General features: G+C 73.9%; 15 protein-coding genes. 10 read left to right on the top strand and 5 right to left on the bottom strand.

The window, feature by feature from the left end:
* The first annotated feature begins 90 nt into the window (after window positions 1-90).
* The 6 genes from GA0070618_RS28535 (at window position 91) to GA0070618_RS28510 (ending at window position 6267) form a co-directional block, all read left to right on the top strand.
* A complete protein-coding gene (locus tag GA0070618_RS28535; protein WP_231931492.1) occupies window positions 91-1674 on the top strand; it encodes an ABC transporter substrate-binding protein in 1584 nt (527 codons plus the stop codon).
* Entirely contained in the window at window positions 1671-2696 is a 1026-nt protein-coding gene (locus GA0070618_RS28530; protein ID WP_231931491.1) for an ABC transporter permease, read from the top strand. The genes GA0070618_RS28535 and GA0070618_RS28530 overlap by 4 nt, the downstream gene beginning before the upstream one ends.
* Window positions 2689-3564, top strand: a complete 876-nt coding sequence (locus GA0070618_RS28525; protein WP_088984382.1) for an ABC transporter permease — start codon at window positions 2689-2691, stop codon at window positions 3562-3564. The genes GA0070618_RS28530 and GA0070618_RS28525 overlap by 8 nt, the downstream gene beginning before the upstream one ends.
* Window positions 3561-4580 carry an ABC transporter ATP-binding protein gene (locus tag GA0070618_RS28520; RefSeq protein WP_088984381.1) on the top strand — a complete coding sequence of 340 codons (1020 nt, stop codon included), beginning with the start codon at window positions 3561-3563 and terminating at the stop codon, window positions 4578-4580. The genes GA0070618_RS28525 and GA0070618_RS28520 overlap by 4 nt, the downstream gene beginning before the upstream one ends.
* The gene (locus GA0070618_RS28515; RefSeq protein WP_088984380.1) at window positions 4577-5272 is read left to right on the top strand and encodes an ABC transporter ATP-binding protein; all 696 of its coding nucleotides are present in this window, start codon (window positions 4577-4579) and stop codon (window positions 5270-5272) included. The genes GA0070618_RS28520 and GA0070618_RS28515 overlap by 4 nt, the downstream gene beginning before the upstream one ends.
* Window positions 5273-5376: 104 nt before the next feature.
* Entirely contained in the window at window positions 5377-6267 is an 891-nt protein-coding gene (locus GA0070618_RS28510; RefSeq protein ID WP_143740279.1) for a hypothetical protein, read from the top strand.
* Window positions 6268-6289: 22 nt separating this feature from the next.
* Here GA0070618_RS28510 and GA0070618_RS28505 read toward each other — a convergent pair whose 3' ends face one another.
* From GA0070618_RS28505 to GA0070618_RS28485, 5 genes are read right to left on the bottom strand one after another with little or no spacing between them, the layout of a single operon-like run.
* Window positions 6290-7177 (bottom strand): Gfo/Idh/MocA family protein, encoded by an 888-nt coding sequence (locus tag GA0070618_RS28505; protein WP_088984378.1) that lies wholly within the window; start codon window positions 7175-7177, stop codon window positions 6290-6292.
* A complete protein-coding gene (locus GA0070618_RS28500; protein WP_088984377.1) occupies window positions 7174-8352 on the bottom strand; it encodes an ROK family transcriptional regulator in 1179 nt (392 codons plus the stop codon). The genes GA0070618_RS28505 and GA0070618_RS28500 overlap by 4 nt, the downstream gene beginning before the upstream one ends.
* Before the next feature lie 11 nt (window positions 8353-8363).
* Complete coding sequence (locus GA0070618_RS28495) at window positions 8364-9230, bottom strand: carbohydrate ABC transporter permease (protein ID WP_197701677.1); 867 nt, start codon at window positions 9228-9230, stop codon at window positions 8364-8366.
* Complete coding sequence (locus GA0070618_RS28490; protein ID WP_088984376.1) at window positions 9227-10210, bottom strand: carbohydrate ABC transporter permease; 984 nt, start codon at window positions 10208-10210, stop codon at window positions 9227-9229. Before GA0070618_RS28490 ends, GA0070618_RS28495 begins: the two co-directional genes overlap by 4 nt.
* Window positions 10211-10212: 2 nt before the next feature.
* Window positions 10213-11622, bottom strand: a complete 1410-nt coding sequence (locus GA0070618_RS28485) for an ABC transporter substrate-binding protein (protein WP_088984375.1) — start codon at window positions 11620-11622, stop codon at window positions 10213-10215.
* A gap of 136 nt (window positions 11623-11758) precedes the next feature.
* Here GA0070618_RS28485 and GA0070618_RS28480 point away from each other — a divergent pair, with 136 nt between their 5' ends.
* From GA0070618_RS28480 to GA0070618_RS28465, 4 genes are read left to right on the top strand one after another with little or no spacing between them, the layout of a single operon-like run.
* Window positions 11759-12796: a zinc-dependent alcohol dehydrogenase gene (locus GA0070618_RS28480; RefSeq protein ID WP_088984374.1), complete on the top strand. Its 1038-nt coding sequence runs from the start codon at window positions 11759-11761 to the stop codon at window positions 12794-12796.
* Entirely contained in the window at window positions 12796-13653 is an 858-nt protein-coding gene (locus GA0070618_RS28475) for a sugar phosphate isomerase/epimerase family protein (RefSeq protein ID WP_088984373.1), read from the top strand. The genes GA0070618_RS28480 and GA0070618_RS28475 overlap by 1 nt, the downstream gene beginning before the upstream one ends.
* Complete coding sequence (locus GA0070618_RS28470; RefSeq protein WP_088984372.1) at window positions 13650-14921, top strand: MGH1-like glycoside hydrolase domain-containing protein; 1272 nt, start codon at window positions 13650-13652, stop codon at window positions 14919-14921. The genes GA0070618_RS28475 and GA0070618_RS28470 overlap by 4 nt, the downstream gene beginning before the upstream one ends.
* Complete coding sequence (locus tag GA0070618_RS28465; protein WP_197701676.1) at window positions 14918-16750, top strand: amylo-alpha-1,6-glucosidase; 1833 nt, start codon at window positions 14918-14920, stop codon at window positions 16748-16750. Before GA0070618_RS28470 ends, GA0070618_RS28465 begins: the two co-directional genes overlap by 4 nt.
* Window positions 16751-16787: the final 37 nt, after the last annotated feature.

Here is a 16787-nt window from a genome sequence, read left to right as displayed (position 1 = left end):
CTATTGCAACCTCTTGGCAACTACGCAAGGATTGCCCTGCGGTCCGCCTGTGACCGCGCCTTCGTCGTCGACCAAGGAAAGAGGAACCCCGTGCGGTCTGCGCGGATGGTGGCGCTTCTCGCCGCCGGTGTGGTCGCCCTGGCCGCCTGCTCGTCCCCGGCGGACACCCCAGGCGGCGACGGCGGCGACCGGCTCGTGGTGGCGACGGCGGGCGAGCCGGACACGCTCAACCCGGTGCTGAACTACGGCGTCGACGGCGGCTCGCTGATCTTCGACGGCCTGGTCGCCCGCGACGACCGTAACCAGCTCGTGCCGGCCCTGGCCCGTGAGCTGCCGACCGTGTCGGCCGACGGGCGGACGGTCACGGCGAAGCTCCGTGACGGGGTGGTCTTCCACGACGGCACCCCGTTGACCGCGCAGGACGTGGTCTTCACCTACCAGGCGGTGCTGGACCCGAAGGTCGACTCGACGCTCCGGTCCGACCTGGACATGCTCGCCTCCGTCGCCGCACCCGACCCGTCGACCGTGGTCTTCACCCTCGAGTACGCCTACGCGCCGTTCCTCCAGCGCCTCGCGCTGGGCATCGTGCCGGCGAAGGCCCTCGCCGGACAGGACGTCAACAAGGCCGCCTTCAACCGCAAACCGGTGGGCACCGGCCCGTACCGGGTGACCTCCTGGACGCCGGGCGACCGGTTGGTGCTCGCCGCCAACGAGCGGTACTGGGGCGGCAAGCCGGCCAACTCCGGCGTGGTGGTGGCGTTCGTCCCGGACGACAACGTCCGCGCCCAGCGGATGCGGGCCGGCGAGTTTGACGCCGCCGAGCTGGCCCCGAAACTGGCGTCCGGGTTCGATGGGCGGTCCGGCTACCGGGTGCAGCGGGTGCCCACCGCCGACTACCGGGGCGTGATGCTGCCGATGGGCGGGCCGGTCACCGGGGACCCGGCCGTGCGGAAGGCGCTGAACGCGGCGGTGGACCGGTCAGCGATGGTGGCCGGCGTGCTCGGCGGGGCGGGGGAACCGGCGTTCGGGCCGATCCCGCCGACGTCGGAGTTCGTCGAGCCGTCCATCGTCGGCAAGCCGGCCGCCGACCCGGCCGCCGCCACCGCCGTCCTGGACGCGGCCGGTTGGAAGCCGGGCCCGGACGGCGTCCGGGTCAAGGACGGCCGCCAGGCCGCGTTCTCCCTCATGTACCCGGCCACCGACAGCCTGCGCAAGGAACTCGCCCTGGCGGTCACCGCCGACGCGCGGAAGGTCGGCATCAAGATCACTCCCGAGGGGCTGACCTGGGACGCGATCACCCCCCGGATGAAGACCGACGGGCTGGTCATGGGCTTCGGCACGCCGTACGACCCGGACTTCGTCTCGTTCAAGCTGTTCACGTCGACCTTCGCTGGCCAGGGCTTCTTCAACCCCGGCTCGTACCGTTCCGCCGTGGTCGACCAGGCGCTACGGGAGGCCCGGTCCAACGCCGACCCGGCCGCCCGCAAGGCCGCGTACGCGACGTTCCAGAAGCAGCTCGCCACCGACGTGCCCTGGGTCTTCCTCACCTACCTCCAGCACACCTACGTGGTCTCCGACGCCGTCCAGGGCGTCGCCCCGCGGGTCGAGCCGCACGAGCACGACGTGGCCAACAGCCTCTGGTGGAACATCCACACCTGGGCGAAGACACCGTGACCCCGCCGGTTGCGGTGAAGACCCCCGCCGGCCGGCGTCCCCGCCGGCTGGCCGGGGCCGGCGCGGTCGTCCGCCGCCGGTTGCTGGTCGCGGTGCCGATCCTGGCGGCCACCAGCGTCGGCATGTTCGCCCTCGGCGCGGCCTCGCCGATCGACCCCGCGCAGCAGTACGCCGGGGCCGCCGCGTTCACCACCAGCGAGGAGAACCTCGCCCAGATCCGGGCCAACTGGGGCGTCGACGACCCGCTGCCGGTGCAGTACGCCCGCTGGGTGGGCAACCTGCTCCAGGGCGACCTCGGCTGGTCGACCAGCCGGCACGAGCCGGTCGCCTCGGTGCTCGCGGCCCGCGCCGGCTGGACCCTGCTGCTCGTCGGCCTCGCCCTCGCCCTGGTCCTCGTGGCGAGCCTGCTGCTGGGCACCCTCGCCGCCTACCGGCGCGGCGGATGGTTCGACCGGTCCCTGCGCGCCACCGCCTACGCCGTGCAGTCGATGCCGGTGTTCTGGATCGGGCTGGCCGCCATCGCCGTGTTCGCGCTCACCCTCGGCTGGCTGCCCGCCGGTGGCCTCACCGACGTCGCCGCCACCGGCACCGACCCCGCCGACGTGGCCCACCACCTGGTCCTGCCGGTGACGGTGCTGGCCCTGTCCCAGGCCCCGTGGTTCGTGCTGTTCATCCGGGACGCGGTCGCCGACAGCCTCCGCGACGACCACGTGCTGGCCGCCCGGGCCCGGGGACTGTCCGGCCGGACGGTGCTCTTCGGCCACGCGCTGCGCACCGCGCTGCTGCCGTTCCTCACCCTGGTCGGCACCCACCTGCCGGAGATCGTCGGCGGGGCCGTCCTGGTGGAGACGGTGTTCTCCCTGCCCGGCCTGGGCGCGGTCACCGTGCAGGCCGCCCTGGGCAGCGACTTCCCCCTGCTGGCCGCGATCACCCTGACCACCACCGTCGTGGTGCTGACCGCGAACCTGGCCACCGACCTCGCCTACGCCGCCGCCGACCCCCGGGTACGCCTCGATGACTGACCTCGCGTTACGGATCCGCGCCGTCCGAGTCCGGAGACCGGGCCGCACCGGGCACGGCGGTATGCTCGTCGCCGCCGCCGTCCTGACCGTCGCGGTCGTCGCCTGCCTGCTCGCCCCCGTCGTCTGGCCGCTGGACGAGAGCGCGGTGGACCTGTCCCGCACCCGGCTCGCCCCCTCGCCGGCGCACCCGGCCGGCACCGACGACCTGGGTCGGGACGTGCTGCACCGCAGTCTCTACGGGCTGCGCGTCTCGCTGCTCGTCGGCGCGGTCGCCGCGTTGGTCGCCGCCGTCATCGGCGGTCTCGTCGGCGCGGTCGTCGGCAGCCTGGGCGGCTGGGTCGACCGGGTGCTGATGCGCGTCGTCGACACCATCGCCGCGCTGCCGCACCTGCTGCTGGGCATCTTCATCGTGGCGATGCTGCGGCCCAGCCTCGGCGCGGTGATCCTCTCCATCGGGCTGACGCACTGGCTCTCCACCGCCCGCATCGTCCGCTCCGAACTGCTCAGCCTGCGGAACCGGCCGTTCATCGACGCCGCCGTCGCCGGCGGCGCCAGTCGCACCCGGGTGCTCACCCGGCACCTGCTCCCGCACGTGCTGCCCCGCCTGGCGCTGGCGACCACGCTGATGGTGCCGCACGCCGTCTGGCACGAGACCGCCCTGTCCTTCCTCGGACTCGGCCTGCCCCCGCACCTGGCCTCCCTCGGCAACATGATCAACGACGGGCAGCGGTCCCTGCTCACCGGCGCCTGGTGGGCCAGCCTTGTCCCCGGGCTGCTCCTGGTCGTCGTCACCCTGGCCCTGGCCGTCCTGACCGGCCGCTGGCGGGACCGCCTCGACCCCCGCGTACGAGCGGAGCTCCAGCTGTGACCGTCACCCGCGACACCTCCGCCCCCGCCGCGACCGGCGTCTACGCCGGCCGTCCCGCCCTGCTGGAGGTCGACGGGCTGACCGTCCGGTTCCGGCTCCGCGACGCCGTGGTGCACGCCGTCACCGACCTGCGCCTGACCGTTCAGCCGGGCGAGCTGCTCGCGGTGGTGGGGGAGTCCGGGTGTGGCAAGTCGGTGCTCGCCCACGCCCTGCTGGGCCTGCTGCCCGGCAACGCGACGGTCACCGGGCGGGCCCTGCTGCGTCCGCCCGGCGGGGAGCCGGTCGACCTGGTCGGCGCCACCGAACGCCGCCTCGCCCGGACCGTGCGGGGCCGGGCCGTCGGGCTCGTGCCGCAGAGTCCGGCCACCGCGCTCACCCCGGTCCGCACCGGGCGGGATCTGCTCGTGGAGACCCTGCGCGCCCACGGTCACCACCGGCGCGACGCGCCGGCCGCCGCCAAGCGGGTCGCCGCCGACGTCGGCCTGCTCCCCGCCGACCTCGACCGCTACCCGCACGAACTCTCCGGCGGCATGGCCCAGCGCCTGGCCACCGCGCTCGCGCTCGCCCCCGACCCGCCGCTGCTGCTAGCCGACGAACCCACCACCGGCCTCGACCGCCCCCTGGTCGACCACACCCTCGACCTGCTGCGCCGCCGCTGCGACAGTGGCGCGGCGGTGCTGCTCATCACCCACGACCTCGCCGCCGCCCGCCGGGTCGCCGACACCGTGGCGGTCATGTACGCCAGCCGCATCGTCGAGCACCGGCCCACCGAGGCGCTCTTCGCCGCGCCCGCCCATCCCTACACCGCCGGTCTGCTCGACGCCCTGCCCGACCGCGCCTTCCGCCCCGTCCCCGGCCACCCGCCGATGCTCACCGACCTCCCCGCCGGCTGCGCGTTCGCGCCGCGCTGCGGCCGGGCCACCGACGTCTGCGCCACCCCACCCGCCGTCGGCGCGGTGCCCGGCTCCGGCCGGGTCGCCTGCCACCACCCGCTGTCCGCCGGAGCCACCGCATGACCCCCGCCGGCCTCGCCGCCTGCCAGGTCACCGTCTCCTACGGCCGCCAACGCGTCCTCGACCGGGTGGACCTGCACGTCGCCCCCGGGGAGACGGTCGGACTGCGCGGTCCGTCCGGCAGCGGCAAGTCCACCCTGGCCCGGGTCCTCGCCCTGCTGCACGCCCCGGACGTCGGGCATGTCACCCTCGACGGTCGACCCGTCGCCGGGGCCCGGCACCGGTTGCCCGCCGCCGTCCGTACCCGGGTCGCGGTCCTGTTCCAGAGCCCGCGTGCCGCGACGGACCCCCGGCTGAGTCTCACCGACATCATCGCCGAGCCGCTGCGCGCCACCGGCACCCCGCCGGAGCGGGCGCGGGACCGCGCGGTCGAACTGGCCGACCTGGTCGGGCTCACACCGGACCTGCTCACCCGACGCCCGCACGCGGTCAGCGACGGGCAGTTGCAACGGGCCTGCCTCGCCCGCGCCCTGGTGCACCGGCCGGACTACCTGCTCTGCGACGAGGCCACCGCCATGCTCGACGCCTCCACCCAGGCCCACCTGGCAGCCGTCGTCACCGACCACCAGCGCCAGCACGGCACAGGCGTCCTGGTCATCACCCACGACCCGGCCCTGATGACCCGTTGGGCCACCCGCGTGGTCGACCTGCCCGCCCCCGACGGCGTCCCTCCGACGACCGGCCCGGCACGCTGACCCGGTGGGGGACCACCGGCTAATGTGGATCCCACCCCGAGGCGCCGCCGACCTCCGTCGAGGCGTGGTCAGGTCGCCGGGGCTGCGGTCGGGGAGGGATGCTGATGGCGATCCTCCGGGCCCTGGCGGTGCTCGACGTCGCGGCGGCCCTGCTGGCTCTGCTGATGTGGGTGGCGGAACTGGTCGGCTGGCTGGTCCAGCTGCCGTCGCTGCGCCGGCTGGAACGCCACTGGCACGCCATCCCGCACGAGCGGTGGATCACCCTGGCGTCGATTCCCCTGGTCACCGTCTTCGGTGGGATCCTGCTTTCCTACGGGGTCAACCTGCTCAGCGACGCCGACGGTGGACGGAACCTGCCCGGCGTGTTCTCGCTGGTCCTCGGATTCGGCCTCACCGCCTGGTACTACACCCGGCAGGCTGCCGGCGCCTACCAGCGCCCCACCCCGAGGGCCCGCAACCGGGGACTGATCGCCGACGCCGCCGTGACCCTCGCCCGACGTCCGCCGCCGGACCTGCGCTCCCGCGAGGCGCTGCGGGTCGCCCTGCGGCGGGTCAACCGGCTCGGTGCGCGCCTCGCCGCCGCCGACGACGGCGGCTGGCGCGACGCGTGCCGGCGCGAACGGCGGTGGCTGGTCGTCCTGGTGGCCGTGGTGGTCGGGGCCCCGGTCCTCACGCTGGTCCTGTTCGCCTGGCGTCTGGTGGGCGGCTCCCCGACGACCAGGGGGCTGCCCGGGGTCGTCGCCATGCTGGCCGGGATCGCCGTGGCCGTGCTGCTCGCGATGGGCAGCCGCCGCTACCGCCTTCGACGGGAGCGGCGTCTGTTCGGCCGGGAGTTGCAGCAGGGGAGCGCCGACCTGCTGGGCCGCATGTTCGACCCGACCAGAGGCGAGCGGGTGCCGGCACCCGTGCTCGCCGAGGTGGCGACCACGCTGCGCCGGGTCTACGGCACCCCGGCCGTCACCGGGCCCCGGCCGGATCCCCCCGACGGACGGTGACCGGGTGCGCCGGCGGCGCGGGTCAGTCCCGTAGCGCCGGGTCCGCCGCCGCCCGGGCCAGGAGTTCCTGGATCATCAACCCCCGGTGCACGTCGAGCGGGTGCGGACGGCCGGTGCGGACGGCTTCGGCGAACTCCGCGCGGACCACCGGCCAGCACTCGTCGTGGTCCATGCCGGCGGTGTCGTACGCCAGCGTGCCGGCCGCGCCGAAGAGCTCGACGGTGGTCACCACCCTCGGCACCGCGACGCCGCCGGACAGCGACGCCTGGCTCACCGCGCCGGAGCGGTGCGCGCAGGTCAGTTCCGTCCACCGGGACCGGCGACCGGCCGCGCGCACGTCGACGATCGGGCCGAGCGCGGCGTCGAGCAGGTCGAGCAGGTGCGGTCCCAGGTCGAACAGCGCCCCGTGGGTGAGCCGCCAACCGGTGGCGAAGGGCCCGCCGAGGAACCCGCTGTGCAGGTAGCAGGCCCGTGCGCCGTCGGCGTCGAAACCGCCGGCCGCGGCGAGGAACGCGCGCGTGCGGGCGTGGTACCGCTTGGTGAACACCACCTGCGAGACCACCCCGGCTTCGCCGACCGCGTCGGCCAGCCGCCGGGCGGAGTCCAGGTCGAGGGCGACCGGCTTTTCCAGCAGCACCGCCCGGCCGGCGCGGGCCGCCTCGACGGCCAGGGCCGCCTGGATGTCCGGCGGCACCGCGAAGGCCACCGCGTCGCAGCTGCGCAGCAGGTCGGTGAAGGTCGGCGCGGCGGGCACGCCGTGCGCGGCGGCCAGCGCCCCGGCGGCGTCGCCCCGTCGCGACCAGACCGCGCCGAGCACGGTCTCCGGGCCGGCCGCGAGCATGGGCGCGTGCATCCGCGCCGCCCACGCCCCGGCCCCGACGAGCCCGACCCGGACCGGAGCTGTGGTCATCGGCTGTTCCTCGCGTCGGGAGCATCGCTCAGTTGACGGTTCACGGCGTCCGGGGCGTACACGCTGTCGACGACCATGGCGTGCGCGCCGACGATCCCGGCCCGCTCGCCGAGCCGGCTGGTGGTCACCGTGAGGCGCTGCGTGGCCCGGGGCAGGGCCCGCTGGTAGAGCAACTCGCGCACACCGGTGACGAAGTGCGTCTCGGCGAGGTCCCCGGCGATCACCAGCACCCCGGGGTTCAGCAGGCACACCACGGTCGCCAGGACCTCGCCCACCCGCTGGCCGGCGGTGCGGGCCAGCCGCCGGGCGTCCGGGTCACCGGCGGTGACGCGGGCGAGGAACTCCCGGCTGGACGCGGTGGGCGTGCCGGCCGCGCTGAGCTGCTGGGCCAGCGCGCCGCCGCTGGCCACGGCGGCGAGGCAGCCGTACGAGCCGCACATGCACCGGAAGGTGTCGTACCCGTGCAGCCGGATGTGGCCGAGGTCGCCCGCCCCGCCGTCGATACCCCGGTAGACCGCGCCGTTGACCACGACCCCGGCGCCGATCCCGGTCGCCACCTTGACCAGCACCACCGCCGGGCAGTGCGGGTGGACCGCCGACTGTTCGCCGAGCGCCATCAGGTTGGCGTCGTTGTCCACCAGGACCGGCACCGGGTAGCGGCGGCGCTGGTGCTCGACGATCGGGTAGTCGTCCCAGCCGGGCATGATCGGCGGCTGCCGTACCCGGCCGGTGGCGAAGTCCACCGGGCCGGGCACGCCCAGGCCGATGCCGCGCACCTCGTCGGGGCGGCGGCCGGCGATGGTCAGCAGCTTCTCGTGCCGGTCGCCGATCCAGTCCAGGACGGCCGCCGGCCCGTCGGCGATGCGCGGGTTGACCCGTTCCTCGGCCAGTGACCGTCCGGCGAGGTCGAGCACGGCGAGGTGGGCGTAGGTGGCCCCGAGATCGGCGACCAGCACCACGCCGTGCTGGTCGTTGAACTCCAGCCGGATCGACGGCCGGCCGCCGCTGGACTCGTTCACCCCCCTCTCGCGCAGGTAGCCGCCCTGGATGAGCCGGTCGAGCCGCTGGCCCACCGTCGACCGGGAGAGGCCGGTCACCCGTTGCAGCTCCCCCCGGGTGTGGGCCTGCCCGGACCGGACCAGGGCGAGCAGGTCACCGGCGGACGTGCCTGGCATCGACGCGCCTCCTAACCCTTGTCCGCGCCGCTGGTGAGTCCCTCGGTGAGCATCCGCTCGGCCGCGAAGAAGAGCGCCACGATCGGCAGGGTCAGGACCACGGACCCGGCCATCAGGACGGTCTTGGACACCTCGATGCCGCCGGAGAGCTGGGCGAGACCCAGCGACACCGTCCAGCTCTCCCGCTTCTCGGCGAGGAAGAGCAGGGCGAAGAGGAACTCGTTCCAGGCGATCATGAAGATGTACAGGGCGTTGGCCATGATGGCCGGGGCGGCCAGCGGCAGCACCACCCGGCGGATGGTCTGGAACCGGTTCGCGCCGTCCATCGCGGCGGCCTCCTCCAGACTGTCCGGGATCGTGCTGAAGTAGCTGCGCAGCATGTAGATCGAGACGGGGATCGTCTGCGCGATGTACACCAGCACCAGCCCGCCGAGCGAGCCGCGCAGCCCGAGCCGGGTGAAGAGCACGAAGAGCGGGATGGCCAGCAGGATGCTGGGGAAGAGGTACACCGACAGGAACAGCGCGCTGACCTGCCGCCGGCCGACGAAGCGCAGCCGGCTCACCGCGTACGAGCCGGGGATGGCCACCAGCAGCGTCACCGCGACGGTCGCCAGCGACACCAGCGCGGAGTTGCCCAGCAGGGCGAGGAAGCCCTGCCCGCCGTCGGCGACCGACCGCAGCACCGTGCGGTAGGTGTCCACGGTCAGCTCCTGCCCGGACACCCACAGCTTTCCGGGGTCGAGGATGACCCGGTCGATCGGGCGCAGCGAGAGCAGCACCATGTAGTAGAAGGGGAAGACGGTCACCAGCACCAGGCCGACGATGACCACCCGGCGCAGGATGCCGAAGATCCGGGTCTCCAGGGCGTCGCGGTTCACCGTTCCCCCTCCTCGATGCGCGGGGCGAAGAACTTCAGGTACACCGCCAGCAGGACGACCAGGACGGCCGCGATGACCAGGGACTGGGCCGCCGCCGCGCCGATGTCGAAGCGGGCGGTGAGGAACTCGTAGACCCGGACGCTGACCACGTCGGTGCCGGCCCCGCCGCCGGTGAGCAGGTAGACGTCGTCGAACTTGGTGAAGGTCATGATGAAGCGCAGCACGCAGAGCAGCGCGATGACCGGGCCGAGCTGCGGCAGCAGGACGTACCGGAAACGCTGGCTGGGCGTCGCGCCGTCGATCCGCGCCGCCTCCTCCAGCTCCGGCGGCACCGCCTGCAACCGGGCGAGCAGGAAGAGGAAGGCGAACGGGAAGTAGCGCCAGCCCTCGAACACGATCACGGTCAGCAGCGCGGTCGGAACCGGAACGCCGAACAGTTCCGACTCCCGCTGGCTGAGGAAGGCCACCGGCTGGTCCCAGCCGAGGAAGCGGGTGCCCCACTCGTTGACGATGCCGAACTGCGGGCTGAGCATGACCTCCCAGACGAAGGTCACCGCGACGACCGGCGCGACGTAGGGCAGCAGCATCGCGGCCCGGGCCACCGTACGTCCCCGCGACGGCCGGCGCAGGGCGAGCGCCGCGACCAGACCCAGCAGGATGGACAGCCCCGTCGCGCCGATGGTGAACGTCAGCGTGGTGCCCAGCGACCGCCAGAATCCCGGCGACTCCAGCACGGTGGCGAAGTTGCGCAGGCTGTACTCGCCGAAGAGGCCCGCCCGCCGGATGTTGATCAGGCGGATCTCCTGGAACGCCAGCATGACGGTCCAGAGGATGGGCACCACGACGACGACCAGGACCACGACCAGGGTGGGCGTCAGGAACGCCAGGCCGGTGCGGTTCTCCCGCTGTTTGAGGGTCGGACCGGGCCGGCGGCGACGCTCACGCGGCGTCGCCGGCCCGGCGGACTTGAGAGTCGTCATCGCTACTTCAGCGATGTCTTGATCGACTCCACCGCGTCGGCAGCCTGCTTGCAGGCGCCGGCGGCGTCGACCTGGCCGGTGGCGAGGGCGTTGATCGCCTTCGGTACGGGCAGCTCGCCGAGGGTCGCGCCGACCAGCTTGCCCTGCCCCTGGGTGATGCCCCACCGGCGGATGGTGTCCGGGCTGGTCCGCAGCGCCTGCATGACGTCGGCCGGGTAGATCTCGCCGAGCGGCTTCTTGGTGTCCACCCCGGCGGTGAGACCGTTCCACGCCTCGGTGAACTTCTGCGGGTTCTCCTTCGTGCCGGCGCGGGCCGGCATCTTGCCCTCCGGCGCGACGCCCAGCCAGTCGGCGTAGCCCTCGTCCATCATGAACTTCACGAAGTCCTTCGCGGACGGCTGCGCGTCGGCCAGGATCGACCACGAGGTGATCTCGCCGAAGCCGGCCGGCTCGGTGCCGCTGGGGCCCTTGACCGCGGTGACGAACCCGCTGTTCCTGGCGAGGAAGGCCGGGTCGGCCTGGCACTGCGGGCAGTTGGGCCGCGCGTCGTTACGCAGCCCGGCCATCTCGTCGAGGATGAACGACGACCAGACGACCATCGCCGCCTTGCCGGCGAAGTACGTGGCCCGGGTGGAGTCGACGTCCTGCGCCCCCTGCACGGAGTACTTCCGGGCGAGGTCGCCGTAGAGGCCGAAGGTCTCGGTGCAGGGCTTCGAGTCCAACGTCACCGCGCCCTTGTCGTCCACCAGCTCGCAACCGTTGCCGAGCCCCAGGAACTCCACCGACTGGGCGGTGAAGGCGTCGTTGGCGACGGTGGCCAGGGTGATGCCAGCCGTCCCGCCCGCGTTGAGCTTCTGGGCGGCCTGCGCGATGGCCTCGTACGAGTCCGGTGCCGGCAGGCCGGCGGCGGCGAAGAGGTCCTTGCGGTAGACCAGCAGCTGCGCCCAGGCGTCGGACGGGACGGCGAGCTGCTTGCCGTCGTTGCGGGTCAGTTCGAGGGCCCGGCCGGAGAAGGTGTCCGCCCCGAGGTCCTTGACCACGCTGTCGGCGGCGGCGGTGTCCAGGATCTCGTTCGCCGACAGCTGCCACACGGCGGACAGCGGCAGCGCGCCGACCACGTCGGGCAGGTCGCCCGCGGCGGCGGCCGAGGTGATGAGCTGGGTGAACTGGTTCTCGTCGGTGGCCACGATCTTGACCTTGACACCGCTGCGGGCAGTGAACCGGTCGGCGACGGCCTGGGCGGCCTGGACCCGGTCGGTCTGGTTCTCCAGGCTCCACACGGTGAGCGTGCCGTCGTCGGCCGAGTCGTCCGAGGCGCAGGCGGCCAGCGAGGACGTGCCGATCACGACCGCCGCCAGCAGGGCACTGGCGACGGGGGAACGCCGTACGGGTGGTGAGGTTCTTGTTCGCATCGATGCTCCCTTGCACGAGCGAGACGGTCGATGGCATCACAGCAAGACTTCTGACCGAACACAAGACAAAACCCGTCTACACGCGAGACCAAAGTTCCACTATGGTCTCCGCACCACCGGCAAAATGGAGGCGTCAGTGGAAGTCGTCGTGCAGTTCTCCGCGCCGCGACGGGTCGAGGTGATCTCCCGTGAGATCGCGCCGCTGCCAGCCGGACACGTCCGGGTCCGCACCCGCTACTCGGGCATCTCGGCCGGCACCGAGCTGACCGCCTACCGTGGCACCAACCCCTACCTGACCCGGATCTGGGACCCGCAGCGCCGGCTCTTCACCGAGGGCGCCGGGGGCCTGGAGTACCCGGTCGCCGGCTGGGGCTACTCCGAGGTCGGCCAGGTCGTCGAGGTGGCGGCCGACGCGCCTGCCGGGACACCCGGGACCGGCACCTACGTCTGGGGCATCTGGGGCCACCGCAGCGAGGCGGTCCTGCCCGCCGAGCGGCTCGTCGGGCACGAGGTGCCGGCCGGCGTGGACCCGATGGCCGCCTCGTTCGCCCGGGTCGGGGCCATCGCCCTCAACGCCGTCCTCGCCACCGACATCCACCTCGGGGAGACTGTCGCCGTCTTCGGACAGGGCGTGCTCGGCCTGCTCACCACCCGGCTCGCCGTCCTCAACGGCGCCACCGTCGTCGCCGTCGACGCGCTGCCGACCCGCCGCGAGTCGGCCCTGGCCTTCGGCGCGGACGCCGCGCTGGCCCCCGACGGCGCGGCGGAGGAGATCCGGAACCGGACCGGCGGGATCGGCGCCGACGCGGCGATCGACATCAGCGGCTCCTACCGCGCGCTGCACGAGGCGGTCCGATCCGTCACCGTCGGCGGGCGGGTCGTCGCCTCCGGCTTCTACCAGGGCGAGGGCGTCGGGCTGCGCCTCGGCGAGGAGTTCCACCACAACCGGGTACAGCTCGTCTGCTCGCAGATCGGGGGCGTGCCCCCGCACCTCGCGCCCCGGTGGAGCCAGGACCGCCTGCAACAGGTCTTCCTGGCCCAGCTCGCCGCCAAGACCGTCGACGTGGGCCCGCTGGTCAGCCACGTCGTCCCGGCGGAGCGCGCCGCCGAAGCCTACGACCTGCTCGACCAGCGTCCGGCCGAGGCGCTGCAAGTGATGTTGGAGTTCCGCTGATGTCCCACCCCACCACCTTCGCTCCCCGCCCCGAACCGGCGGCGACGAACGGCCCGACCCCGCTCCGCATCGCCTGCCAGGAGCAACTGCTGCCCGGCGACACGCTCGAACGGAAGTGGGAGTTCGCCCTGGCTGCCGGCTACGACGCGATCGAGCTGCGCGGCAAGGCCGGGTTCGCGTTCCGGGACCGGCTGCCGGAGCTGCGTCGGGCCGCCGCCAACGGCGTCGTCATGCCGACCGTCTGCGTTGACATGCCGCACTTCTTCGGCGCGTTCGACCCCGACCTGCGCCGCGACGCCATCGACCAGATGAAGTCCCAGCTGTCCGTGATCGCCGAGATCGGCGGCCGGGGGGCGATGACCCCCGCGTCGTACGGCATGTTCTCCCGACGGCTGCCCCCGTTCGAGCCGCCCCGCAGCGAGGCCGAGGACCGGAAGGTGCTCGTCGAAGGGCTCGCCGAACTCGGCACGCACGCCGCGGCCGAGGGCGTCGACCTGTACCTCGAACCGCTCAACCGGTACGAGGACCACATGGTCAACCGGCTCGACCAGGCGGTCGACCTGGTCAAGGCGACCGGCGTCGACGCGGTCCGGGTGGTCGCCGACACCTACCACATGAACATCGAGGAGGACGACCCCGCCGCCGCGGTACGGGCCGCCGCCGGCTACCTCGGGCACGTGCAGGTCAGCGACTCCAACCGGTTCCAGCCCGGCGCCGGCCACCTCGACTGGCCGGCGGTGCTGGGCGCCCTGGACGCCAGCGGCTACCAGGGATACCTGGCGGTCGAGTGCCGACTGCGGGGGGAGCCCGACGCGGCGGTCGCCTCCGTCCCGCCCTTCCTGCGCAGGCAGCGGTGAACACCACCCTCGACCGGGCCGCGGTGGACGTGCTCCTGGCCAACTGGACGGGCGCCTACACGGTGCCCTCGCGGGCCCTCTATCCGCACCAGTGGAGCTGGGACTCGGCGTTCGTCGCGATCGGACTGCGGCACGTGTCGGCCCGCCGCGCCCAGCGCGAACTGGAGAGCCTCTTCGGTGCCCAGTGGGCCGACGGGCGGGTGCCGCACATCGTCTTCGACCCGGCCGCCGCACCGGAGGGCTACTTCCCCGGGCCGGACTTCTGGCGCTCCACCGACCACCCGGCGAGCCCCGCGGTGGCCACCTCCGGGCTCGTCCAGCCACCCGTGCACGCCCTCGCGGCGTGGCTGACCTTCCGCGCCGACCCGGCGCAGGCCCGATGTCGTGGCTTCCTGCCCCGCCTGTATCCGAGACTGGTGGCCTGGCACCGCTACCTCGCGACCCGGCGGGGGGTAGACGACCTCGTCGCGATCGTCCACCCGTGGGAGTCCGGCATGGACAACAGCCCGGCCTGGGACGACGCGCTGTGCCGGGTGGAGCCGACGCCGACCCACGGGTTCCGCCGCCGCGACCTGCACCACGTGCAGGCCGCCGAACGCCCGACCGACACCGACTACGGCCGCTACGTCCGGCTGGCCGGCGACTACCGGGACTCCGGCTACGCCGACCGCCTCGCCGACGCGCAGTTCGTGCTGCTCGACCCCATGGTCAACGCGCTGTACGCCGCGTCGGAGTCCGCGCTCGCCGACATCGCCGCCGAGATCGGCGCGGACCCACGACCGCACCGCGAGGCGGCGGAGCGCACCGGCACGGCCCTCGTCGCCCGGCTCTTCGCCGACGGGTTCTGCCACGCCTACGACGTGCACGAGCGCCGGCTCGACCGGCAGCGCACCGTCGCCGGCCTCACTCCGCTGGTCGTGGCGGACCTGCCGGTGGCCCCGGCACTGGTGAAGTCCGCGCTGGGCGACCACTTCCGGCTCGGGCGCACCGCCCTGCCGCCCAGTTACGACCTGACCGGCCCGGCCTTCGACCCGGACCGGTACTGGCGCGGCCCCGGCTGGTTCAACACCACCTGGCTGGTCTGGCACGGCCTGACCCAGCACGGTGAACTCGACCACGCCGGCCGGCTGCGCGACGCCACCCTCACCGCCGCCCGGCAGGCCGGCTTCCGCGAGTACCTGCATCCGTTCACCGGCGAGGGACGGGGGGCGACCGACTTCAGTTGGACCGCGGCGGTCGTCCTGGACCTGCTGCGGACCGCGCCGTGACCGTCCGGGAACTGCTCGGCGAGGGCACCCTGCTGCGGACCGACACCTCCGGCGACGTCCCCGACACCGACACCTACGGCCTCTTCCTCGACGACACCCGGCACCTGTCCCACTGGGAACTCACCGTCGACGGCACCCGGCCCCGCCTGCTCGCCGGGAACGGCGACGAACTGGTGCTCGCGCCGTGGACCCGGCGGGGAACCGACCCGCCCTGCACGGTGTTCCGCCGGCAGACCGTCCGGTACGGACGGCTCACCGAACGGGTCCGGATCGTCAACCACCGGGCCGAACCGGTCCGGCTGACCGTGTCCTACCGCTTCGCCGCCGACTTCGCCGACCAGTTCGCGCTGCGGACCGACCGGGACCACCCCGGGCCGGCCGGGGTCCGTGGCGTCCGCCGCACCGGAGACGGGGTACGTCTCACCTACCGACGTGCGGACTTCCACCGCGCGACGACCCTCCGGGCCGGTTCCCCGCCGTCCGAGGTGCACGACGCCGGCCTCTCCTGGACGTCGGAGGTGCCGCCGCGCGGCGAGGTCACCGTGACGGTGGAGGTCCGCGCGGCCACCGGCGTGCCGCCCGCCGCGCCGGCCGTCGTCGCCGAGCCGACCGGGGACGCCCTGCTGGCCGGGGCCGTCGCGCGGGGCGCCGCCGACCTGTCGGCGCTGGTGATCCCGGACGGCGCCGGTGGGCACACCGTCGCCGCCGGATCCCCCTGGTTCCTCACCCTCTTCGGCCGTGACAGCCTGCTCACCGCGACCTTCGCCCGCACCGCCGCGCCGTGGCTCGCCGCCGGCACCCTGCGTGCCCTCGCCGCCGCCCAGGGCCGGACGGTGGACCCGTCCCGGGTCGAGGAACCGGGCAAGATCCTGCACGAACGCCGTCGGGGCGAGTTGAGCCACTTCGGGCACGTCCCCTACGGGCGCTACTACGGCACGGTGGACGCCACCCCACTGTTCCTGATGCTGCTGGCCGAGACCGGCGACGACGCGCTCGCCGCCGAACTGGAGACCCCGGCCCGCGCGGCGGTCACCTGGATGTTCGACCACGGCGGACTGGACCGGCTGGGTTGGCTCGTCTACCGCACGGACGGCGCCGGCCTGGTCCACCAGTGCTGGAAGGACTCCGCCCGGGGCATCTGCTTCCGGTCGGGAGAGCCGGCCCACGGCCGGCTGGCCGTGGCCGAGGTGCAGGCCTACGCGTACGCCGCGCTGCGCGGCACCGCCGGCATCGCCCGCCGGGTCTGGGGCGACCCCGGCTACGCCGACCGCCTGGACGGGGCCGCCACCGACCTGCGGGCCCGCTTCGTCCGGGACTTCTGGCTGGACCGGGACGACTTCGTGGCGCTCGCCCGCACCGAGGACGGCCGACAGGTCGACGCGTTGGCCAGCAACGCCGGCCACGTGCTCTGGACCGGGCTGCTCGACGACGACCGCGCGACCCGGGTCGGTCGCCGGCTGGCCGGGCCGGACTTCTTCAGCGGCTGGGGCATCCGGACCGTCGCCGCCGGCCAGCCCGCCTACCACCCGCTCTCGTACCACACCGGCGGTGTCTGGCCGCACGACACCGCGATCACGGTCGCCGGACTGGCCCGCCACGGTCTGCACGCCGAGGCGGACACGGTCGCCCGGGGCCTGCTCGCCGCCGCCGCGCACCACCGGTACCGGCTGCCGGAGGTGTTCGCCGGGTTCGGTCGCGACGAGCATCCCGTCCCGGTGCCGTACCCGCACGCCTGCTCGGTCCAGGCGTGGGCGGCGGCGGCTCCGCTGCTGCTGCGCCGCGTCCTGCGCGCAGCCACCCCGCCGGGCCGTCGGCCCGTCCCGCACTGACTCCGCGCCCCTCCCGGTCCCGCCGGGACGCCGGGGA

The sequence above is a fragment of the Micromonospora echinospora genome (assembly GCF_900091495.1).
GTDB lineage: Bacteria > Actinomycetota > Actinomycetes > Mycobacteriales > Micromonosporaceae > Micromonospora > Micromonospora echinospora.
Note: the sequence above shows the minus strand (reverse complement) of the source record. Positions and strands in the feature narration are given on the sequence as shown.